The organism is Deferrisoma palaeochoriense (assembly GCF_054656955.1).
Window position 1 is genome coordinate 19,090 of record NZ_BAAHXI010000037.1, and the last position, 20,853, is coordinate 39,942.

The 20,853-nt window shown below is 73.0% G+C and carries 15 protein-coding genes; 11 read left to right on the forward strand and 4 right to left on the reverse strand.

Translation table 11 applies throughout. The features are described from left to right. The first annotated feature begins 47 nt into the window (after positions 1-47). Together ACYQ8L_RS11290 and ACYQ8L_RS11295 are read left to right on the forward strand one after the other, a co-directional pair. On the forward strand, positions 48-1,325 hold the full coding sequence (locus tag ACYQ8L_RS11290; RefSeq protein ID WP_459941901.1) for a metallophosphoesterase family protein: 1,278 nt from the start codon (positions 48-50) through the stop codon (positions 1,323-1,325). Then, positions 1,325-5,212: an AAA family ATPase gene (locus tag ACYQ8L_RS11295; RefSeq protein WP_459941902.1), complete on the forward strand. Its 3,888-nt coding sequence runs from the start codon at positions 1,325-1,327 to the stop codon at positions 5,210-5,212. The genes ACYQ8L_RS11290 and ACYQ8L_RS11295 overlap by 1 nt, the downstream gene beginning before the upstream one ends. A 15-nt stretch (positions 5,213-5,227) precedes the next feature. On the opposite strand, the gene ACYQ8L_RS11300 is transcribed toward ACYQ8L_RS11295, so the two are convergent. The 3 genes from ACYQ8L_RS11300 to ACYQ8L_RS11310 form a co-directional block, all read right to left on the reverse strand. Beyond that, positions 5,228-5,659 carry a PIN domain-containing protein gene (locus ACYQ8L_RS11300; RefSeq protein WP_459941903.1) on the reverse strand — a complete coding sequence of 144 codons (432 nt, stop codon included), beginning with the start codon at positions 5,657-5,659 and terminating at the stop codon, positions 5,228-5,230. Further along, entirely contained in the window at positions 5,649-5,897 is a 249-nt protein-coding gene (locus ACYQ8L_RS11305; protein ID WP_459941904.1) for a type II toxin-antitoxin system Phd/YefM family antitoxin, read from the reverse strand. Before ACYQ8L_RS11305 ends, ACYQ8L_RS11300 begins: the two co-directional genes overlap by 11 nt. A 462-nt stretch (positions 5,898-6,359) precedes the next feature. Then, a complete protein-coding gene (locus ACYQ8L_RS11310; protein ID WP_459941905.1) occupies positions 6,360-6,731 on the reverse strand; it encodes a hypothetical protein in 372 nt (123 codons plus the stop codon). Between the two features lie 472 nt (positions 6,732-7,203). Here ACYQ8L_RS11310 and ACYQ8L_RS11315 point away from each other — a divergent pair, with 472 nt between their 5' ends. The 7 genes from ACYQ8L_RS11315 to ACYQ8L_RS11345 all read left to right on the forward strand — a co-directional run bounded on the left by ACYQ8L_RS11315 (position 7,204) and on the right by ACYQ8L_RS11345 (position 16,955). Next, positions 7,204-7,683, forward strand: coding sequence for a response regulator (locus ACYQ8L_RS11315; RefSeq protein WP_459941906.1), 480 nt, complete (start codon positions 7,204-7,206; stop codon positions 7,681-7,683). Positions 7,684-7,788: 105 nt separating this feature from the next. After that, positions 7,789-12,333 carry an FAD-dependent oxidoreductase gene (locus ACYQ8L_RS11320; protein ID WP_459941907.1) on the forward strand — a complete coding sequence of 1,515 codons (4,545 nt, stop codon included), beginning with the start codon at positions 7,789-7,791 and terminating at the stop codon, positions 12,331-12,333. A gap of 40 nt (positions 12,334-12,373) precedes the next feature. After that, complete coding sequence (locus ACYQ8L_RS11325) at positions 12,374-12,841, forward strand: hydrogenase iron-sulfur subunit (RefSeq protein WP_459941908.1); 468 nt, start codon at positions 12,374-12,376, stop codon at positions 12,839-12,841. Next, on the forward strand, positions 12,838-13,551 hold the full coding sequence (locus ACYQ8L_RS11330; RefSeq protein WP_459941909.1) for a methylenetetrahydrofolate reductase C-terminal domain-containing protein: 714 nt from the start codon (positions 12,838-12,840) through the stop codon (positions 13,549-13,551). Before ACYQ8L_RS11325 ends, ACYQ8L_RS11330 begins: the two co-directional genes overlap by 4 nt. 99 nt (positions 13,552-13,650) lie before the next feature. Next, complete coding sequence (locus ACYQ8L_RS11335; protein ID WP_459941910.1) at positions 13,651-14,640, forward strand: methylenetetrahydrofolate reductase; 990 nt, start codon at positions 13,651-13,653, stop codon at positions 14,638-14,640. A 56-nt stretch (positions 14,641-14,696) separates the two neighbouring features. Then, positions 14,697-16,076: a heterodisulfide reductase-related iron-sulfur binding cluster gene (locus ACYQ8L_RS11340; RefSeq protein WP_459941911.1), complete on the forward strand. Its 1,380-nt coding sequence runs from the start codon at positions 14,697-14,699 to the stop codon at positions 16,074-16,076. Between the two features lie 117 nt (positions 16,077-16,193). Then, entirely contained in the window at positions 16,194-16,955 is a 762-nt protein-coding gene (locus ACYQ8L_RS11345; protein ID WP_459941912.1) for a hypothetical protein, read from the forward strand. Positions 16,956-17,216: 261 nt separating this feature from the next. Here the strand turns inward: ACYQ8L_RS11345 and alr are convergent, their stop codons facing one another. Next, on the reverse strand, positions 17,217-18,350 hold the full coding sequence (gene alr / locus ACYQ8L_RS11350; protein ID WP_459941913.1) for an alanine racemase: 1,134 nt from the start codon (positions 18,348-18,350) through the stop codon (positions 17,217-17,219). A 160-nt stretch (positions 18,351-18,510) separates the two neighbouring features. On the opposite strand from alr, the gene ACYQ8L_RS11355 reads away from it, so the two are divergent. Together ACYQ8L_RS11355 and ACYQ8L_RS11360 are read left to right on the forward strand one after the other, a co-directional pair. Further along, entirely contained in the window at positions 18,511-19,017 is a 507-nt protein-coding gene (locus ACYQ8L_RS11355; RefSeq protein ID WP_459941914.1) for a hypothetical protein, read from the forward strand. Positions 19,018-19,069: 52 nt separating this feature from the next. Then, the gene (locus tag ACYQ8L_RS11360) at positions 19,070-20,782 is read left to right on the forward strand and encodes an ABC-ATPase domain-containing protein (RefSeq protein ID WP_459941915.1); all 1,713 of its coding nucleotides are present in this window, start codon (positions 19,070-19,072) and stop codon (positions 20,780-20,782) included. Positions 20,783-20,853 lie beyond the last annotated feature (71 nt).

Sequence of the window (20,853 nt, forward strand, 5' to 3'; positions counted from 1 at the left end):
GGGGCCGCCAAACCGCCCCGCCGCCCCGCCGCCTAACAGGAACAGGGATGCGCGCCTTCACGTTCGTCCATGCGGCAGACCTCCATCTGGACGCCCCGTTCCAGGGGTTCTCCGGGCTCCCGGACGAGCACGACTTCGTGTTCGAGACGCTCCGGGAGGCCACGTTCCGGGCGTGGGGGAACCTGGTCGACCTGTGCCGGGAGCGGGGGGTGGACTTCCTCCTCGTGGCCGGAGACCTCTACAACGCGGCCGACCGGAGCCTGCGGGCCCAGCTCGCGTTCCGGGACGGGGTGCGCCGCCTGGCCGAGGCGGGGATCCGGGTCTACGTGGCCCACGGGAACCACGACCCCCTCGACTCCTGGGTCCACTCCGTGCGGCTTCCCGACACCGTGCACGTGTTCGGGCCCCGGGAGGAGTCGGTGGTGTTCGAAAAGGACGGGGACCCTGTGGCCCGGATCCACGGGGCGAGCTACCCGCGCCGGAGCGTGGGGGCCGGATTCGGGACGGGGTTCCGGCGGGAGGGCGGCGAGCCCTTCCAGATCGGGGTGCTCCACTGCACGGTGGGGCCGGCGGGGAGCCACGAGGTCTACGCCCCCCGAACCCTGGAGGAGCTTCGGGCCTCGGGGCTCGACTACTGGGCCCTGGGCCACGTCCACACCCGCTCGGTGCTCTCGCCCGCCGACCCCTTTGTGGGATATCCGGGGAACCTCCAGGGCCTCCACCCCAACGAGTCCGGCCCCCGAGGCGCCTGGGTCGTCCGCGTGGACGGGGAGGGGCGGTTGGCCGAGCAGGAGTTCGCGGCCCTGGACGCCGTGCGCTGGGACCGGCGCACCGCCTCGATCGGCGGGGTGGAGACCGTCTCCGACCTCCTGGACCGCCTGGAGCGGCTCGTCGAGGAGGTCGGGGAGGATGCCGGGGGGCGACCGGTGGTCCTGCGGGTGGCGCTCGGGGGGCGGGGGGCGCTCCACCGGGAGCTGGTCCGGCCGGGCGCCCGGGAGGCGCTCCTCGAACAGGTGCGGGAGGCCGGGGCGGTCCGGGACCCCTTCGTCTGGGTCGAGCGGATCGAACCCGCCACCCGCCCCGCCGTGCACGTGGAGCGCCGCAGGCAGGGCGACGATTTCCTCGGCGAGTGCCTCCGGGTGATCCAGGGGTTCCGGGAGGTCGGCCCGGCGGGGTGGGAGCCCCTGCGGACGTGCCTGGAGGAGCTCTACGGGGCGGCCTCGGTGCGGCGGGTCCTGGACGAGCCGGACGAGGGGGAGCTCGCGGAACTCCTGGACGAGGTCGAGGCCCTGTGTCTCGACCGGCTCGCGGACGAGGGGGACTGATGCAGCTCCGGGAGATCCGGGTCGACGGGTTCGGCGCCCTCAAGGACCTCACCCTCACGGGGCTTCCCGAGGGGCTGTGCCTGTTTCTGGGGCCCAACGAGGCGGGGAAGAGCACGCTTCTCGCCTTTGTGCGCCGGGTCCTCTTCGGGTTCCCCGACCGCCGGTCCCGGGCCAACCCCTACGACTGCCCCCCGGGGGTCCCGAAGGGCGGCCGGCTCGTGTTCGAGCGCAACGGGGACCGGGTGGTGGTGGAGCGGTTCGAGGGGCCCCGGGGCGGTGCCGTACGGGTCCGGTTCGGGGACGGCACGGTGGGGGGCGAGGCGGAGCTGCGAAAGCTCGTGGGCTCGACCACCCGCGACGTGTACGAGAACGTGTTCGCCTTCAGCCTGGAGGAGCTCCAGAGCTTCGAGACCCTGGCCAACGAGCAGGTGGCCGAGGCCCTGAGCGTGGCCGCCATGGGCGAGAGCCCCCGCCGGCTGGCCGCGGTGCGGGGCGGGCTCGAGGCCGAGATCCGGGAGCTCTACACGCCAAGAGGCTCCAAGCCGGAGATCTCCCGGCGGCTCCGGGCGCTTCAGGACCTGGCGGCCGCCCTGCGGGACGCCCGGCGGGACCCCGAGGTCTACGAGGGCCTGTGCCTCGAGATCGAGCGCCTGGAGGCCCGGCGGCGGGAGCTCGAGGCCGAGCGGGCCCGGCTCCAGGAGCGGTCGGCGTGGGCGGAATCCCTGACCAAGGCGTGGCCGGCGTGGGCGGCCCGGGAGCGGGCCCGGGTGGAGTTGGCGGCCCTGCCGGACACCCGGGGGTTCCCGCCCGACGGGCTCCGGCGGTTCGAGGGACTCGTGGAGCGGCGCCGGGACCTCGACGAGCGGGCGCAGGACACGCTCCAACGCCTCGCCCCGTTGCAGGCCGAGCGGCGGGCACTTCGCTGGGACGAGGCCGTTCTCGCGGCCGATCCCGAGGTCCGCGGGCTGGAGCGGCGTCTCGCCTGGTTCGAGGGGGCCCGGGCGCGGGTGGGCACCGTGGAGGCGGAGGTGGCCGCCGCGAGGGGACGGCTCCGGGACCAGGCGGCCCGGCTGGGACCGGGGTGGGACGACCCGGCGCGCCTGCGGGCCGTGGACCTTTCCCGGGCGGCGCGGGATGAACTGGAACGGGTACGCCGGGAGCTCGCGGCGTGCCGGGACGGCCTGGCCGCGGCCCAGCGGGAGGAGGCCGAAGCCCTCCGGCACCGGGAAGAGGCCAAACGGGAGGAGGAAGCCCGGAAGAAGGCCCTGGAGGCGCTGCCGGAGCCGGTGGCGTTCCCGGACCGCCGGGAGATCCAGGCCCTCTACGCGAAGCAGCAGGCGGTGGAGGCCGCCCTGCGGGAGGCCCGGGAGGTGGGGGCCGAGCTCGAGCGGGGGGCCGAGGCCCTCGCCCGGACCCTCCGGGGGCTGGGCCCCGACTGGACCGAGGAACGGGTGGCGGCGGCGCCGGTGGGGCCGGCCCTGCGCGAGGCCCTCCGCGAGCGCCGGGAGGGGTTGCGGGCCGCGGAGCGGCGCCTGGAGGAGGCCGAGCGCGCCCTCGCCGGGGCCCGGGGGCGGCAGGCCGAGGCCGACGATCGGGCGCGGGCCGCCCGGGCGAAGTGGGAGGCCGCGGCGGGCCCAACCCCGGGGGGCGAAGAGACGTGGGAGGACCGGCGTAGGGCGTGGGAGGCGCTCGAGGCGGCCCGGGCCGAGTACGAGCGCCTGAACGAGCGGCTACGCAGCCAGGAGGCGAGGCTCGCGGACCTGGAGGAAGTCCTCGCGGCCCCGGCGGGTCGAGCGGGGCGATGGCTTTCGGCCGCTCTTCTCTTCCTGGGGGCGGCCCTCGGGATCTGGGGCGCGGTGCGGGCCGAAGGGCTCGCGCTGGTTCTGGCGGCCGTGCTGGGTCTTGCCGGGGCGGCCGGGCTTTGGCTCGCCCGCCGCGGGGCCGGGAGGGCCGAGCGCCTGTCCCGACGCCGCGACGAGATCCGCGCCGAGGTGGCGGAGCTCCGGATGCGCCTCGACCGGCTCGCGGCCGAACTTCGGGACGGGGCGGCCGCCTTCGGGATCGGGGATCCCGAGGACCCGGCGGCCTGGCGGGCGGCGCGGACCGAGCTGGACCGGCTGGCCGCGCGGGCATCGGAGGTCCGGGCGCTCCGGGCGGCCCTGGAAGAGGCCGAGGCGGAGGCCGAGCGGGCCAACCGGGCCGTGGAAGCGGCCGAGGGCGCCGTGGCCGACGCCGAACGCGCGCTCGCCGCGGAGCGGGAGCGGTGGGCGGGCTGGCTCCGGGACCAGGGGTTCGGGGAGACCCTGGGGCCCGAAGCGGCCGTGGAGGCGCTGCGGGCGCTGGAGGCGGCGCGGGACCGTCGCGACGCCCTGCGGGCCCTGCGGGAGCGCCGGACCCGGCTGGAGGAGGGGCTGGCCCGGGATGTCGGGGCTCTGAACCGGTTACTCCAGGGTCTCGGCCGGCCGCCGGTGGAGGCCTCCGGGTTTGCCGAGGCCGTGGGGGAGCTCCTCGCCGAGGCCGAGCGGGTGGCCGAGGCCGAGCGGGGGCGGCGGCTCGCCGAGGAGCGCTGGCGGGAAGCCGCGGAGGAAGCGGCCCGCGCGGAGGCTAGGGTCCGGGAAGCGCGGGAGGGTCTTGCCGCCGCCCGGGCCCGTCTCGAGGCCGCGGAACGGGCCTGGGCGGCCGAGGTGGCGCGCAGGGGGCTTCCGGCCGGGCTTACCGACGCCGCGGCCCCGGACGCGATCGCCCGCGTGAAGGCCTGCCGGGAGATCCTCTCTGCCATCGAGGCGCGAGGCGAGGAACTGCGGGCGCTCCGGGAGGAGATCGCGGCGTTCGAAGGGGAGGCCCGCGCCCTCCTCGGCGGCCTCGGCCGGGACCCGGGGCCGGGGGAGGATCTGCCCGCGGCGGTGGGCCGGCTCTTCCACGCGCTGGAAGAGGCCCGGGCGGCGCGGGACCGGGCGGGGGCGCTGGACGACCGCATCCGCGACCTCGAGGCGGACCTCGAGGGGGTCCGGGACGCCCGGGCAGCCATCGAGCGGGAGATTGCCGGTCTTCTGGCGCAGGCCGGGGCGGCCGACGAGGAGGCGTTCCGCCGGCTCGCCGAGATCCACGGCCAAAGGCTCCAGCTCGAAGGGGAGCTTCGCGCCCGGGAGGCGGAGCTCGGGAACCTGCTGGGACCCGACGCCCTGGAGCGGGCGGGGGCGGCGTTCGCCCAGCGGAGCGTGGCGGAGTGGCGGCAGGCGGCCGCCGACGCCCAGGGGCGGCTTGCGGAGGTCATGGCCGGCCTCGACGAGGTGAACCAGGCCCTGGGTGCCCGGCGCCGGGAACTCGAGCAGTTGGAGCGCCGGGACGAGGTCTCGGCCCTGCGGCTCCGGTGGGAGGCGGAGAGGGGGGCGCTCGCGGAGGCGGCCCGGCGGTGGGCGCGGCTGCGGCTCGCACAGTTCGTGCTGGACACGGCCCGGGAGCGGTACGAGGAGGCCCACCGCCCCGCCGTGCTCCGGGAGGCCGAGCGGGTGTTCGCCCGGCTCACCCGGGGGCGGTACACCGGCATTCGGGCCCCCCTTTCCGAACCCGGGGCGCTGTGGGCCCTCGCGGCCGACGGCACGGCCCGCCGGCCCGAGGAGCTCAGCCGGGGCACGGCGGAGCAGCTCTATCTGTCCATCCGGTTCGGGTTCGTGCGGCGGTTCCTCCAGGGCACCGAGCCCCTGCCGCTCGTGTTCGACGACATCCTGGTGAACTTCGATCCCGAGCGGGCCCAAGCCGCCTGCGAGGCCATCGCGGACCTTGCCCGGGACGTCCAGATCCTCTTTTTCACCTGCCATCCCGAAACGGCGGAACGGTTCCGGGCCGTGTGCCCCCACCTGGAGGTTCGGGCGCTCGGCACGGCGTGAAGAAGCTCCCGGACGTCAGACGCGTTCCGGCGCTGCGAACGGGTTCACAAACTGGACCCCGCCGAGTTCCCGGCCCCCCTGGAAGTTCTCCGTGTACAGGATGCGAACTCCGGCCCTTCGTACGGTGGCCCATAGAAGGGCATCCCAGAACGAAAGGCTGTGCCGGGCGACCGCTGCCATGGCCCGGGAGAGATCTGACGGGTCGCTGGGGACCACCGGAAACAGGATCATCCAGTCCCGGACCTGGGCCTCGGCATCCTCCACAGGCATCTTTCCCTTTCGGGTTGCCGCCGAAAAGAATTCACACAGGGCCTGGAGGGGGAGCACGCAATCCCACTCGACGGCCTGGTCCACCAGTTCGGCGGCCCGCTCGTGGCGCTCCCCCGCATCCCGGTCGACCGCGTAGACCAGGATGTTCGTGTCGAGGCTGACCCGTTCAGCGCTCATGGAGCTCCCCCCGGTCGATCCGATCCCCTCCCAGCGGGTATCCTCCGCGCATTCGGGCTCTCGTTCTCTCCCGGGCATCCTGCTGCTCCGGCGTCAGCGGCTTCGCCTGGGATTCGGCCACCAGCCGGGCGACCGGCCGGCCCCTGCGGGTGATCACGACCACGTTTCCTTGCTCTACGGACCGCACGTAGCGGGAAAAATGCTGATTCGCCTCTCGCAGGCTGACCCTGATCTCCATCTCGCGCCTCCGGGAAGGGGGATGCGTGCAAAAGTAGAACGTCCTACAAATTACGTCAAGGCGGGAAGAACGCCCGGGGGGGGACCGTGCCAAGCTGCAGGGCGCGATCGCCGGGGGCGGGAGGTCCGGAACGTCCGAAACGATCCAGGGGAAGGAGGTGCGGCGATGTAGTGTTCCGTCTCCAAAAACGGTATGCAAATCGCGTCGCTGGGGCTGGGGGGTCCGACGAAGCGCGACGGCCAAGCAGCTCGGGCCGCCCGGCGCCAGGGGAGCGGCCGCGGCGCGTGCCTTCACGCGCCGCAGCGGACCGCGCCGGGGCGGCCCCTGCGAGGCCGTTCAGCGAAGGAGGGGGCCTCAGCCCCACCCATTGGAAAAACCACGAGATCTCGGGAACGACTCACCAGGGGGCCGCACGGTGTCCCCACCCGGCCCGAGTGAATCTCGTCCCTGGCGGTTTCCCCGTCAGAAGAGGGACCCCAGGAGGGCCGCGCCCAGGGTGTAGACGAGGAGCCCAAGGGCCCGGCAGGTACGCTCGTCGGCCTCCCGGGTCCACCACCGGAGGGCGGCCTCGGCCCGGCCCGGGGTCCGCAGGAGAACCACCCCCTTCCCGAGGGCGGCGAGCCCCAGCAGGAACGGCCACCAGAACCCGGCCTCCCCGACGAACGCCCCCACCACCAGCACCCCGCCCACGGCCACCCCAATCCCCCCGAACACCCCGAACCGCTCCCGGGGGGCGACGCGCTCGTACCACGCCCGCACCCTCGCGGTGTCGAGCACCAGGGCCGCGCCTGCGGCCACCCACAGGAGGGCGAGTGGGAGCAGGATCCATCGCATGGGCACCTCCTTCGGCACACGACTTCGGTCGCCGGTCGTCGGTCTACTGTCGCCGGTCCCACCGCTTCTACCCCTGGGCACGGCGACCGGCGTCAGGGGCGAAGATTTTGGTTTTCCCTGCGGGCCGCCGGACCCCTTCGGAGGGTGCCAGAGAACCCGGCGCTGTCGAGCCGGTGGGGCGCATTGCCCCGCCACGGCTTTCGCCTGCCCCTCCGTGGGGCGGATCGCCCCACGGAGGGGCATTCTGGTAATCGCTGGAGAAACAGGAAGTTACGGGATGTTTGCCCGGGAGGCCCCCGCCCCCGCCGGAATCGGCGGGGCAGTTTGCCCCGTTTTGTCCCCCGTTATCCGCGGGGCAGCCGGCATTTAGGTGGAAAACCATAGAAATAATGAGATGTTGGGGCGTTGGCACACGGGTTGCTATCTCCATGGGCAAACCCGCACGGGGGACGATCCCCGAAGGAGGTCAGCCATGGAACGCCACACCGACGTCATGATCATCGACACCGATCGCAGCCGCGTGAAGAGCCTTCGGCGGATCCTGACCGAGGCCCGGCCGGACCTGCGGATCGACGAGGTGACCCAGGTGGCGGGGTGCCGGGACAAGGTGCTCCAGAAGCGGCCGAGCCTCGTGCTCCTGCACACCACGTTCCCGTACCTGGAGGAGGACGGCACCGGGCTCCTGGAACTCATCCAGGAAGACTTCCGGACCACCCGCACCAGCGTGATCCTGGTGCTGCCGATGCCCAGCTACCTCGTGTACCGCACCGGCTACCAGGAGGGCATCGAGATCCTGGACATGGCCGACGACCTGATCACTACCGACTATACGAGCGACATGATCCAGAACATGGTGCTCACGGTGCTCGACCAGAAGGCCGCCCTCGAGGCCGCCTGGGAGGCCGAGCCCCAGGGGGTTCCCGAGTACGCCCTGGTCACGAAGCAGGTGTAGGGACAACGCGCCGGGCGGCCCGACCGGTCGCCCGTTTCCTTCGGGGTGCGAACAGGGTTCGCCCCCCGGCGCGATCCGTTTCCAGCCGTTTCGAGGGGTTCGCTCATGGCTCAGGCGTCCGGGGGCGCCGGTCTGACCGGCGCGGTACTCGTGGTGGGGGGCGGCATCGGCGGGATCCAGGCGAGCCTCGACCTCGCCGAGGCCGGGTTCAAGGTGTACCTGGCGGAGCAGCGCTCCGCCATCGGCGGCCACATGGCGCAACTGGACAAGACGTTCCCCACGAACGACTGCGCCATGTGCACCATCAGCCCGAAACTGGTGGACGCCGGCCGGCACCTCAACATCGACGTGCTCACCAACGCCGACGTGCTGGCCCTGGAGGGCCACGCCGGCGACTTCCGGGTGAAGCTGCGGCGCCGGCCCCGGTACGTGCGGGAGGACCGGTGCACGGCCTGCGGCGACTGCGAGAAGGTCTGCCCGGTCTCCCTTCCGAACCCCTTTGACGAGGGGCTCTCCACCCGGAAGGCCATCCACAAGCTCTACCCCCAGGCGGTGCCCAACGCGTTCGCCGTGGAAAAGCGGGGGGTGAGCCCCTGCCGCCACGCCTGCCCGGCGGGCCAGCGGGCCCAGGGGTACATCGCCCACATCCGGGCGGGGGACTACGAGGCCGCGTTCCGGACCATCAAGCTCGACAACCCCTTCCCCGGGATCTGCGGCCGCATCTGCAACCACCGCTGCGAGGACGCCTGCACCCGGGGCCGGGTGGACGAGGCCCTGGACATCCGGGCCCTGAAGCGGTTCGTGGCCGACTGGGCCTACGCCCGGCCCTACGAGCCCCCCGACCCCGCCCCCCGGCGGTTCGACGAACGTATCGCCGTCATCGGCGCCGGGCCCTGCGGCCTCACGGCGGCCCGGGACCTCGTGCTCGAAGGGTACCCCGTCACGGTGTTCGAGGCGCTGCCCGTGGCGGGCGGCATGCTCCGGGTGGGGGTGCCCGAGTACCGCCTCCCCGCCGCTATTATCGAGCGGGAGATCCAGGAGATCGTGGACCTGGGGGTGGACCTCCGGCTCAACCACCCCGTGGGGAACGTGGAGGACCTCTTCGCCGACGGGTATCAAGCGGTGCTCGTGGCCGTGGGGGCCCACGAGGGGGTGCGGCTCCCCATCCCGGGGAACGACCTGCCCGGGGTGCTCACGAACACCTCGTTCCTGCGGGACGTGCGGCTCGGAAACCCGCCCCCGACCGGCCGGCGGGCCGTGGTGATCGGCGCGGGCGACGTGGCCATGGACTGCGCCCGCACCGCGGTGCGCCTGGGCGCCGAGGTGGCCGTGCACTACCGCCGCTCCCGGGAGGAGGCGTCGGCCCATCCCCTGGAGATCCGCCACGCCGAGGAGGAGGGGGTCTCGTTCACGTTTCACTCGAACCCGGTGGAGATCCTGGCCGGACCCGACGGCCGGGTCCGGGCCGTGCGGTTCCAGCGGATGGCCCCGGGCGAGCCCGACGAGACCGGCCGGCGCCGGCCGGTGCCCGTGCCCGGCTCGGAGTTCGAGGTGGAGTGCGAGACGGTGATCTTCTCGGTGGGGCAGCGGGCGGGGCTCGCGTTCCTGCCCCCGGACACCGGGGTGGAGATCACCCGGCAGAACACCGTGGTGGCCGACCCCGAGACCGGGGCCACGGCCCGGCCGGGGCTGTTCGCCGCCGGGGACACCACCACCGGCACGGCCTTCGTGATCGAGGCCGTGGCCTCGGGGCACCGGGCGGCCCGGGGCATCCACGCCTACCTCCGGGGCGAGCAGGTGAAACCCGCGCCCAAGGAGCGGCTGCCGGTGGCCGAACTCTCCGACGAGGAGCTGCGCGACCGGATGGCCCGGGACGAGATCCGAAAGGGCCGGCGGGTGCACGTGCGAACCCGGGAGGCGGCCGAACGGGTGCGGGGGTTCGGCGAGGTGAGCCTGGGGTACACCGAGGAGGAGGCCCGCCAGGAGGCGGAGCGGTGCCTGAGCTGCGGGGTGTGCTCCGAGTGCTATGCCTGCGTCGAGGCGTGCAAAGCCCAGGCCGTGGACCACGACGAGGTGGAGCGGGTCGAGGAACTCCGGGTGGGGGCCGTGGTGCTCGCCCCCGGGTACGAGGCCTACGACGCGCGGTTGAGCCAGGAGTACGGCCTGGGCCGGTTCGCGAACGTGGTCACCTCGCTCCAGCTCGAGCGGATGCTCTCGGCCTCGGGGCCCACCCGGGGCCACGTGAAGCGCCCCGGGGACGGCAAGGTGCCGGAGAAGGTCGCGTTCCTCCAGTGCGTGGGGTCCCGGGACCAGAACCACGACTACTGCTCGAGCGTGTGCTGCATGTACGCGGCCAAAGAGGCCGTGATGGTCAAGGAGCACGAGCCGGGCACCGAGGTGGCCGTGTTCTTCATGGACACCCGGTCGTTCTCCAAGGGCTACGACGCCTACTACCGCCGGGCCCGGGAGGAGTACGGCGTGCGCTACGAGCGCTGCCGGGTGTCGCGGCTGGTGGAGGACCCCGCGACCGGCGACCTCCTGGTGCGGTACGTCCGGGGCCGGCAGATCCGGGAGGAGCGGTTCGACCTGGTGGTCCTGTCGGTGGGCATGGAGATCTCGGCCTCGGTGCGGGACCTGGCCCGGCGGCTCGGGATCGAGGTGGACTACCACGGGTTCTGCCGCACCACGCTCTTCAAGCCCCTGGAGGCGTCCCGGCCGGGCATCTACGTGGCCGGGCCGTTCCGGGAGCCCAAGGACATCCCCGAGACCGTGGTCGAGGCCTCCGGGGCGGCCTCCCGGGCCGGGAGCCTTCTGGCCGGGGCCCGGGGCACCCTGACCCGGGAGCCCGAGTACCCGCCCGAACGGGACGTGACCGGCGAGGAGCCCCGGGTCGGCGTGTTCGTGTGCCACTGCGGGTCGAACATCGGCGGGTTCCTCGACGTGCCCGGGGTGGCCGAGTACGCGGCCGGCCTTCCCGGGGTGGCCCACGCCGAGGCGAACCTCTACACCTGCAGCCAGGACACGGTGGCCCACATCACCGAGACGGTGAAGGAGAAGAACCTGAACCGCGTGGTGGTGGCCTCGTGCAGCCCCCGGACCCACGAGCCCCTGTTCCAGGACGCGGTCCGGGCGGCGGGCCTCAATCCCATGCTGTTCGAGATGGCGAACATCCGCAACCAGTGCTCCTGGGTCCACGCCGGCGACTGGGAGGGGGCGACCCGCAAGGCCATGGATCTCGTGCGGGCGGCCGTGGCCCGGGCCACCCGGCTCAAGCCGGTCCGGAGCCTCAAGTACCCCGTGAAGCGCCAGGCCCTGGTGCTCGGGGGCGGGGCGGCCGGCATGGCCGCGGCCCTGGACCTCGCGGACCAGGGGTTTCCGGTCCACCTGGTGGAGCGCACGGGGGAGCTCGGCGGGAACCTCCGCCGGGTGCGGTTCCTGGAGACCGGCCGGAGCCCCCGGGAGTACCTGGAGGACCGGGTGCGCCGGGTGCTCCAGCACCCAAACATCCGGGTCCATTTCGACACGGAACTCCTGGAACTCTCGGGGTTCACCGGGAACTTCACGAGCCGGCTCCGCCACCGCTCGGGCGACACCGACGTGGTGGAGCACGGGGCCGTGGTGGTGGCCACCGGCGCCCGGGAGTACCGGGGGCCCGAGCTGGGGCTGGGGGAGCACCCGGACATCGTCACGGGCCTCGACTTCGAGGAGTTCCTGTTTCACAAGGCCTCGGGCAACGGCCACGACCTGGACCTGCCCATCGCCCGCCGGTCGATCCCCGAGGACGTGGTCATGGTGCTGTGCGTCGGGCCGGCCCAGCGGTTCTGCGCCCGCACCTGCTGCACCACGGCCATCAAGAACGCCCTGATTCTCAAGGAGCTCCGGCCCCGGGCCCGGGTGACCGTGCTTTACAAGGACATCCGCACCTACGGGTTCAAGGAGCGGCTCTACACCGAGGCCCGGCGCCGCGGGGTCGTGTTCCGGCGCTACCCGGAAGAGCAGCCCCCCCAGGTGGCCACGGGCGACGGCACGGTGCGGGTGTGGTACCGCGACGCGGCCACCGGCCGGGAGGTCCGGCTCGCGCCGGAGCTCCTCGTGCTGGCCGAGCCCACCGTGCCCCACGCCGACCTGGGGGAGCTCGCGACCCGGCTCAAGGTGCCCCTGGACGCCGACGGGTTCCTGCTGGAGGCCCACGTGAAGCTGCGGCCCGTGGACTTCCAGACGAGGGGCCTCTACCTGGCCGGGCTCGTCCACTACCCCAAGCTCCTGGGCGAGTCGGTGGCCCAGGCCCAGGCCGCGGCCGCCCGGGCGGCCACCGTGCTCGCCAAGGAGCACGTGGAGAGCGAGGGCGTGGTGGCCGAGGTGGTGGCCGAGCGGTGTGCCGGGTGCCTCACCTGCGTGCGGGTGTGCCCCTACCAGGTGCCGAAGATCCGGCCCGACCTCCTAGGTGCCGGGGGCATCCGGGGGGCCGCCTACATCGAGCCGGCCACCTGCCACGGCTGCGGGGTGTGCGCCGGGGAGTGCCCGGCCAAGGCGATCCAGCTCGCCCACTACGCCGACGACCAGGTGCTCGCCGCGGTGGACGCCCTCCTCGGGGCCGACACCTGGTACCGGGGCGCCAAGGACGAGGCCGCGGCCCCGGGCGGCTGCTGAGCCCGCGACGCAAGCGTCCCCCTCTCGTGGAGGAGACACCATGGCGGAAGAGTTCGAACCCAGGATCGTCGCGTTCTGTTGCCACCACTGCGCCTACGGCGCGGCCGACCTGGCCGGGGCCATGCGGCTTCGCTACCCCGAGGGCATCCGGGTGGTGCGGCTCCCCTGCACGGGCAAGCTCGACGTGGCCCACGTGCTCGACGCCTTCGAGCGGGGCGCCGACGGCGCGTTCGTGGCCGGGTGACTGGAGGGCGACTGCCATTACCTGGAAGGTAATACGAACGCGAAGCGGCGGGTCCGGTACATCGCCGGGCTCTTGGACGAGATCGGGATCGGGGGCGAGAGGGTGCGGATGTACAACCTCTCGTCGGCCCAGGCCCAGCGGTTTGCGGAGATCTGCACGGAGATGACCGAGCACGTGCGGGCGCTGGGCCCGAATCCCCTGAAGGGCGCCGAACCGCCGGCCGCACGGCCGGCCGAAGCGCCGGAAGCGGAGGTGCGGGCATGATCGTGGCCGAGCAGAAACCCCTCGACGAGATCCTGGCGCTGACCGACGGCGCCCGGCGGGTGGCCGTGATGGGGTGCGGCACCTGCGTGACCGTGTGCTTCGCCGGCGGGGAGAAAGAGGCCGAGATCCTGGCCTCGTCCCTGCGGATGCGGGCCCGGCTCCAGGGCCGGGAGCTCGAGGCCACCCACGGGGTGATCCAGCGCCAGTGCGAGTGGGAGTACCTGGACGCGGCCCGGCCCGAGATGGAGGGGGCCGACTGCGTGGTGAGCCTGGCCTGCGGGGTGGGGGTGCAGGCCGTGGTGGAGCGGTTCCCCCAGTTCCGGGTGGTGCCGGGGCTCAACACCAAGTTCTACGGGCTCCCCACCGAACACGGGGTCTGGGAGGCCCGCTGCGAGGGGTGCGGGGACTGCGTGCTCGGGCTCACCGACGGCATCTGCCCGGTGGCCCGGTGCTCCAAGAGCCTTTTGAACGGCCCCTGCGGCGGTTCCCAGGGGGGGAAATGCGAGGTCAGCCCCGAAACCCCCTGCGCCTGGCACCTCATCTACGAGCGCATGGAGGCCCTGGGACACCTGGACCGGCTGGCCGAGATCCAGCCGCCCAAGGACTGGTCCACCGGCCCCAGCGGGGGACCGGGCCGCATCGTGCGGGAAGACCTCCGGCGGGGCCCCCCGGCCGAGCCGGAGGCCGAACCGGCCCGGCAGGCTGTGTAGCCGGGCCCGGTGGGCAGATCGCGCGCCGCCCGGTACGGCGGCGAAGAGGGCCGGAGGCTTTAGGCTTTCCAGCTTTCCAGCCTCCAAAGGAGTCGTACCATGTCCGACGCCGATAGCCGAAGCAATCTGGAGCGGGTGCTCACGTCCGGCGGATTCGCCGTCACGGCCGAGCTCGGGCCGCCCAAGGGCGCCGACCCCGGGGTGATCCGGCGCAAGGCGGACCTGCTCCGGGGGGTGGCCGACGCCGTGAACATCACCGACAACCAGACGGCGGTGGTCCGGATGTCGTCCATCGCCGCGGCCCTCCTCGCGCGGCAGGCCGGGGTGGAGCCGGTGGTGCAGATGACCTGCCGCGACCGCAACCGCCTGGCCATCCAGGCCGACCTCCTGGGGGCCTGGGCCCTGGGGCTCAGGAACCTCCTGTGCCTCTCGGGCGACCACCAAACCTTCGGGAACCACCCCGGCGCCAAGAACGTGTGGGACATCGACTCGATCCAACTCCTGAAGATCATGGCCGACATGGGCGAGCGCGGGGTGTTCGCCAACGGCGAGGAGGTGGAGGGGGCGCCGCCCCGGTTCTTCCTGGGCGCGGCCGAGAACCCCTTCGCCGAGCCGTACCCCTGCCGGCCGTTCCGGGTGGCCAAGAAGGTGAAGGCGGGGGCCCGGTTCATCCAGACCCAGTGCATCTACAACATGGCCCGGTTCCGGGAGTTCATGGCCCGGCTGGGGGATCTCGGGCTCCTGGACAAGGTGTACGTGCTCGCGGGCCTGAGCCCCCTGAAGGGACCCGCCATGGCCAAATACATGCGCGACCAGGTGCCGGGCATGGACGTCCCCGACGAGATCGTCGAGCGGATGGTGGCGGCGGGCCGGGGCATCGACGACAAGGCCGAGCGCTCGAAGGCGTTCCGGGCCGAGGGGATCCGGATCTGCATCGAACAGATCCAGCAGGTCCGGGAGATCCCCGGGGTGGCCGGGGTGCACATCATGGCCATCGAGTGGGAGGAGGCCGTGCGGCCCATCGTGGAGGGCGCCGGGCTCCTCCCCCGGCCCCAACCCCTGCCCGACGCGGCCCACGCCGGCGGGTGAACCGCCTGCCCGCCGCAGACCGGGAACCGGACACCGAAGACCCCGGAAGGTGCCCCATGAACGCGCTTCAGACCCACGACGCCCTGGCCCGGAAGGTGGAGCAGTCCACCGGCGAGAACGCCTACCTGTGCTACCAGTGCCAGCGGTGCTCGGCCGGGTGCCCCATGGCCGAGCACTTCGATCTGCTGCCGAGCGAGGTCCTCCGGGCCATCCAGGACGGCGACGCCTCCGTGGCCCGAAGCCGCACGGTGTGGCTGTGCGCCTCGTGCCAGACCTGCGTCACCCGGTGCCCCCAGGGGATCGACCTGCCCACGATCCTCGACCGGTTTCGGCAGGAGACCCTGGACCGGCCCTCGGTGCCCGAGGTGGCCCGGTTCTACAAGGCGTTCATGCGCCAGGTGAAGACCCTCGGCCGGGTGTACGAGCTAGGGCTCATCGGCGAGCTGAACCTGCGGGAGCTGCAGCCCCTGCGGGATCTGCCGATGGGGCTTCGCATGATCCGGAAGGGCAAGATCCGGTTCCTACCCGAGGTGGCCCGCCCGTCCCGGCGGCCGCCCTGGGTGGGCCCCGCCCCGAACCGGGTGGCGTACTACCCCGGGTGCTCGCTGCACGCCACCGGCCGGGCCTACGACCGGTCGTTTCGGGCCGCGGCCCAGCACCTGGGCGTGGAGCTCGTGGAGCCCCCGGGCTGGACCTGCTGCGGCACCACCCCGGCCCACGGCACCGACGCCTTTCTCGCCGCGGCCCTGCCCCTTCGGAACCTCGCGCTGATCGAACGGATGGGCCTCGACCGGGTGGTGGCGCCCTGCGCGGCCTGCTACGGCCGGTTCAAGGCGGCCCTGGCCGAGTACCGGGACGACGGCGCCCTGGCCGTGCGGGTGGACGACTGGATGCGGCACGAGTACCGGGACACCGTGGGCGTGGAGAGCGCCCTCGATCTGCTGGAACGCCGGGTCGCGGGCGACGGGTTCGAACCTCGGCGGCCGCTCGCGGGCCTCAAGGTGGCCTGCTACTACGGGTGCCTTCTCACCCGGCCGGCCCGGATCACGGGGGTCCCCGACCCCGAAAACCCCCGGTCGATGGAGCGGATCGTGCGGGCCCTGGGGGCCCAGCCGGTGGAGTGGTCGCGCAAGACCGACTGTTGCGGCGGGAGCCTCTCGGTGCCCCAGGTGGAGCGGGCCGAAGAGCTCACGGCCAAGGTGCTCCAGGACGCCAAGGCCCGGGGCGCGGACCTGGTGGCCGTGGCCTGCCCCCTGTGCCAGGTGAACCTGGATGAGCGCCAGCCCGAGATGGCCGGCGACCTGGGGTTCACGATCCCGGTGGTGTACGTGACCCAGCTCCTGGCCCTGGCGGCGGGCCTGCCTCTCGCGGCCGCCGCCCTGGAGCTTTCGGCCGTGGACCCCAAGCCCGTTCTCGCCCGGGCCGGGCACGCCTGAACGCCCAGGCGGCCGAAACGGATTTTAATCCCCCTCTTATGGGGTTTTGGATCCGGGTGTGATACCCTCCCGGGCCGTTGGCCCGTTTTTCGTTTCCCCACGACCCGGGAGCATGCCGTGAACCGAATCTGGACCCTCGCCCTGGCCGCAGGGCTCGCCGCCTGCAGCCAGTCCCCGTCCCCTGTTGCCACCCAGGAGCCGGCCAAGCCGGCCGAACCCCCGGCCCAAGCCGAGGCCGCCCCGGCCCCGGCTCCGGCGTCCGGCCCGATGGCCGGGCCGGTGCTCGAAACCATGGACACCGGCGGCTACACCTACGTCAAGGTGAAGACGCCCCAGGGCGAGGTGTGGGCGGCCGCCCCCCAGGTCCGGGTGGAGGTGGGCCAGGAGGTGGTGGTGCAAAACCCCATGCCCATGCCGGGCTACCACAGCAAGACCCTCGACCGGACCTTCGAGATGCTCTACTTCTCGTCGGCCATCGTGCCGGCGGGGCAGGACATGGGCGCGGCGGACGCCCCCCAGACCGGCGCCGCCTCCCGGGCGAAGATGGCCGCCGACGTGGACCTCACGGGTATCCGCAAAGCCGAGGGGGGGCACACCGTGGAGGAGCTTTTCGCCCAGAAGGCGGACCTGGCCGGCCAGCAGGTGGTGGTGCGGGGGAAGGTCGTCAAGTTCAACGCCGGCATCATGGGCCGGAACTGGATCCACCTGCGCGACGGCACGGGCGCCGAGGGCGCGAACGATCTCACGGTCACCACCCAGGCCCGGGCGAGCGTCGGCGACACCGTGCTCGTGCGGGGCACGGTGGCGACCGACAAGGACTTCGGCTTCGGCTACCGCTACGCCCTCATGCTCGAGGACGCCGAGGTGACGAAGGAGTAGGTTTGGCTGGGCGGCCAGGCGGCTGGGCGGCTAGGCGGCTAGGCGGCCGATCCCGTTCGGGATTCTGCTCTGATGGCCCGCTTCCGTCTGTGTGGGAGCGGCGTCCGCGCCGTGACAACGTCTTTTTTTCGGGCCTTCGGCCCGGATCGCGGCGTGGACGCCGCTCCCACCGCGGAACCCCGACCGTGATCTCCCCGGCGCCGGGGAGTTCCGGCAGGGATAGCGGCGAACAGCTCCCCAGCCTCCTAGCCTCCCAGCCTTCTAGCCTTCTAGCCGCCTCGGCACCCGCTTCCCCACGTTGCAGGTGATCTCGTAGGGGATGGTGTCGGTCAGCCGGGCGAGTTCGTCGGCCGGGATCTCCTCCTCCCCCTGGCGGCCCAGGAGCACCACCTCGTCCCCTATCGCCACCCCAGGCACCCCGGTCACGTCCACCAGGATCATGTCCATGCACACCCGGCCCACGACGGGGGCGCGGCGGCCCCGCACCAGCACCGCTCCGCGGTTCGAGAGGAGCCGAGGGTAGCCGTCGCCGTATCCCACGGGCAGCGTGGCGATGCGCCGGGGGCCGGGGGTCACGTGGGTGCGGCCGTAGGAGAGGGGGGTCCCGGGGGGTACGTCCTTTAGGTGGGCGATCCGGGTGGTCCAGCGGAGCACCGGCCGGAGGTCGGCCGAGCGCACCACCTCGGCCGAGGGGTAGATCCCGTAGAGCCCGATCCCGGCCCGCACGAGGTCCAGGTGGGACTCGGGCAGGGCCAGGATGCCGGCCGTGTTTGCCGCGTGACGGATCCGGGGGCGGATACCCCGGTGGGCGAGAAGCCCCAGGCACTCGTGGAACCGCGCCAACTGGTCCCGCGCGAACGAGAGGTCGGTCTCGTCGGCCGTGGCGAAATGGGTGAACACCCCCTCCACCTCGACCCCGGGGAGCGTCCCCAAGAGATCCAAGAACGCGTCGAGATCCTCGGGCCGCACCCCGACCCGGCCCATCCCCGTGTCGATCTTGAGGTGCACCCGGGCCGGCCGCCCCCGCTCCCGCGCGGCCGCGTCCAGGGCCCGGGCCAGGTCCGGGTCGAACAGCGCGAGCCGCACGTCCGCCCCGACCGCCGCCGGGGCGGCGGAGGCCGGCACGGCCCCGAGCACCAGGGCCGGCTCCGAAAGCCCTGCGCCCCGGAGTTCCAGCGCCTCCTCCAAAAGCGCCACCCCGAACCACGAGGCCCCGGCGTCCCGGGCCGCCCGGGCCACGGGAACGGCGCCGTGGCCGTAGGCGTCGGCCTTGACCACGGCCATGAACGCCGTGCCGGCGGGCGTGAGCGTCCCGAGCGCCCGCACGTTGTGGACGACGGCGCCCAGATCGATCCGGGCCTCGGTGGGGCGGAAGCGGATGAATTTTCGATCCATACGGGCCATCCTCCCTTCAGGGGGGGTGCTGGGTCACGCTACCAACCTTGGTGCTCGAGGACAACGGTGGCGATGTTTCGTGCGCTTGACGCAACGCCTTGGCCCGTCTAGTTTCCTCGGGCGACGCAACGCGAATGCGATTCCTCCGGGAGGACACACCATGACCATCGAAGAAGCCCTGGCCTCGGCGCTCGCGTTCGAACGGAAGGTCCAGGCCCATTACGAGAAGGCGCGGCAGGGGGCCCCGGAAGGGGAAGCCCGGGAGTTCTTCGGCCTCATGGCCGCGGAGGAGGCCCGGCACGTGGAGTATCTGGAGTACAAGCGGGAGCAGTGGCTCTCCACGGGTGCCATCGGCCCCACGGAGATCGAGTCGGCCGTTCCCCGCCGCGACTGGTTCCAGGAGGGAAAGAAGCGCCTGGCCGAGGCCAAGGGCCACCCCGAACGCAGCTACGGCCTGGGCCACCTGGAGGAGTCCCTTCGGCTCGAGGAGGAGGTGAGCGCCCACTACCGCCAGCTCGTGGACGGGGTGGACGATCCCGAGGCCAAGGCGTTGTTCCGGCGGTTCCTGGAGATCGAGGACGGCCACACCGCCCTGGTGCGGGCCGAGTTGGACTACGTGACCGGCACGGGCCACTTCCTCGGGATCCGGGAGTTCACCCTGGACTGATCCCCCCGCTTCTTGGCTTCCCCGCTTTTCCGGCGAAACTAGAGGGTTCCCCATGCCGAGCCAGGAAGACCTGCGCAGGATCCTGCTGCGGCTCGACAACGGGCCGTACCCCGCCTACAAGGACATCAAAGGCTCTTACGATTTCGGGGACTTCCGCCTGACCGTGGACCACGTCCAGGGCGACCCCTTCGCGGCGCCCAGCCGGCTTCGGGTTCGGCTTCCCCTCGACGCGGCCGGATTCCCCCCGGACCTGTTTTCCTCGGAGCCGCGCACCCTCGGGGTTTGCCATCTCCTGGCCCGGCGGTTCGCGGCCGAGGCCCGCCGGGCCTCGACGCACGCGGGGTCGGGGAAGAGCGGCAAGATCGACATCGACGCGCCCGGTCAGGAGGTCCTTCGGACCACGGCGGCCCAGGTGCGCGGCGGGGAACTGGAGGTCCGGTTTTTCGTGGGGCTTCCGGCGCGGGGGAGGCGGATCCTGGGCCGGGCCGCGGCGGAACTCCTGTGCGACGCGGTTCCCCGGGTGGTGGACCGGGCGCTTCGGTACCGGAGCCTCGACCCGCGGGAGGTCCGGGCGGCGGCCGAAACCAACGAGGACGCCGAGGCCCTCCGAGCCCTTCTCCCGGAGCTGGGCCTCGTGGCGTTCGTGGCCGACGGGAGCGTTCTGCCGCGGCGGAGCGGGGTGGACCCCCGGCCCCTGGAGCGGGGGGCGGTGCCGTTCCAAAGCCCGCCGAGCCTGCGGGTGGAGGTGGAGTTGCCCAACCGGGGCCGGATCGCCGGGATGGGCATCTCCCGGGGCATCACCCTGATAGTGGGGGGCGGGTTCCACGGCAAGAGCACGCTCCTGGAGGCCCTGGAACTCGGGGTGTACAACCACCGGCCGGGAGACGGCCGGGAGTTCGTGGTGACCGATGCCTCGGCAGTGAAGATCCGGTCGGAGGACGGCCGGGCCGTGGCCGGGGTGGACATCCGGCCGTTCATCTCGAACCTGCCCGGCGGCGTGGACACCGCGGCGTTCTCCACCCAGGACGCGTCGGGCTCTACCTCCCAGGCGGCCAACATCCTGGAAGCGTTAGAGGCCGGGGCGCGGGTGCTCCTGGTGGACGAGGACACCTCGGCCACGAATTTCATGATCCGGGACCACCGGATGCAGGAACTCATCGCCAAGGAGAAGGAGCCGATCACCCCGTTCGTGGACAAGGTGCGCCAGCTCTGGACCGAGCGGGGGGTGTCCACTGTGCTCGTGATGGGCGGGAGCGGGGACTACTTCGACGTGGCCGACACGGTGATCGCGATGGACGCCTACCGGCCCGTGGACGTGACGGCCCGGGCTCGGGAGATCGCCGAGCGGTACCGGGCCGAGCGGCGGCCCGAGGGGGGGCCGGGGTTCGGGGCGGTGACGCACCGGCGGCCCCTGGGCGCGAGCCTCGACCCGAGCCGGGGCCGCCGGGAGGAGAGCGTGCGGAGCCGGGGGGTGAAGACGGTGCTCTTCGGTACCGAGGAGATCGACGTGTCGGCCGTGGAGCAGCTCGTGCACCCAGGCCAGCTCCGGGCCATCGGGGCCGCGCTCCTTCGGGTTCGGGCCCTCGCCGACGGCCGGCGGACCCTGGCCGAGGTCCTGGACCGGATCGAGGCCGAGGTGGACGACCGCGGGCTCGACGCCCTCACCGACCGGCCCCTGGGCGACCTGGCCGGGTTCCGGCGGTTCGAGTTGGCCGCCGCCCTGAACCGGCTCCGGACCCTGCGGGTGGAGGCGGGGGAGCCGTAGAGGGAACCGGGATCCGGAAGTCGGAAATCCCGCCGGGGGGGGGGGGGGGGGGGGGGGGGGGGGGGGGGGGG

Bases quoted from the DNA above. Each gene is read 5' to 3' on its own strand.
- ACYQ8L_RS11290 (WP_459941901.1), top strand. From the start codon at position 48: ATGCGCGCCTTCACGTTCGTCCATGCGGCAGACCTCCATCTGGACGCC.
- ACYQ8L_RS11295 (WP_459941902.1), top strand. From the start codon at position 1,325: ATGCAGCTCCGGGAGATCCGGGTCGACGGGTTCGGCGCCCTCAAGGAC.
- ACYQ8L_RS11300 (WP_459941903.1), bottom strand. From the start codon at position 5,659: ATGAGCGCTGAACGGGTCAGCCTCGACACGAACATCCTGGTCTACGCG.
- ACYQ8L_RS11305 (WP_459941904.1), bottom strand. From the start codon at position 5,897: ATGGAGATCAGGGTCAGCCTGCGAGAGGCGAATCAGCATTTTTCCCGC.
- ACYQ8L_RS11310 (WP_459941905.1), bottom strand. From the start codon at position 6,731: ATGCGATGGATCCTGCTCCCACTCGCCCTCCTGTGGGTGGCCGCAGGC.
- ACYQ8L_RS11315 (WP_459941906.1), top strand. From the start codon at position 7,204: ATGGAACGCCACACCGACGTCATGATCATCGACACCGATCGCAGCCGC.
- ACYQ8L_RS11320 (WP_459941907.1), top strand. From the start codon at position 7,789: ATGGCTCAGGCGTCCGGGGGCGCCGGTCTGACCGGCGCGGTACTCGTG.
- ACYQ8L_RS11330 (WP_459941909.1), top strand. From the start codon at position 12,838: ATGATCGTGGCCGAGCAGAAACCCCTCGACGAGATCCTGGCGCTGACC.
- ACYQ8L_RS11335 (WP_459941910.1), top strand. From the start codon at position 13,651: ATGTCCGACGCCGATAGCCGAAGCAATCTGGAGCGGGTGCTCACGTCC.
- ACYQ8L_RS11340 (WP_459941911.1), top strand. From the start codon at position 14,697: ATGAACGCGCTTCAGACCCACGACGCCCTGGCCCGGAAGGTGGAGCAG.
- alr (WP_459941913.1), bottom strand. From the start codon at position 18,350: ATGGATCGAAAATTCATCCGCTTCCGCCCCACCGAGGCCCGGATCGAT.
- ACYQ8L_RS11355 (WP_459941914.1), top strand. From the start codon at position 18,511: ATGACCATCGAAGAAGCCCTGGCCTCGGCGCTCGCGTTCGAACGGAAG.
- ACYQ8L_RS11360 (WP_459941915.1), top strand. From the start codon at position 19,070: ATGCCGAGCCAGGAAGACCTGCGCAGGATCCTGCTGCGGCTCGACAAC.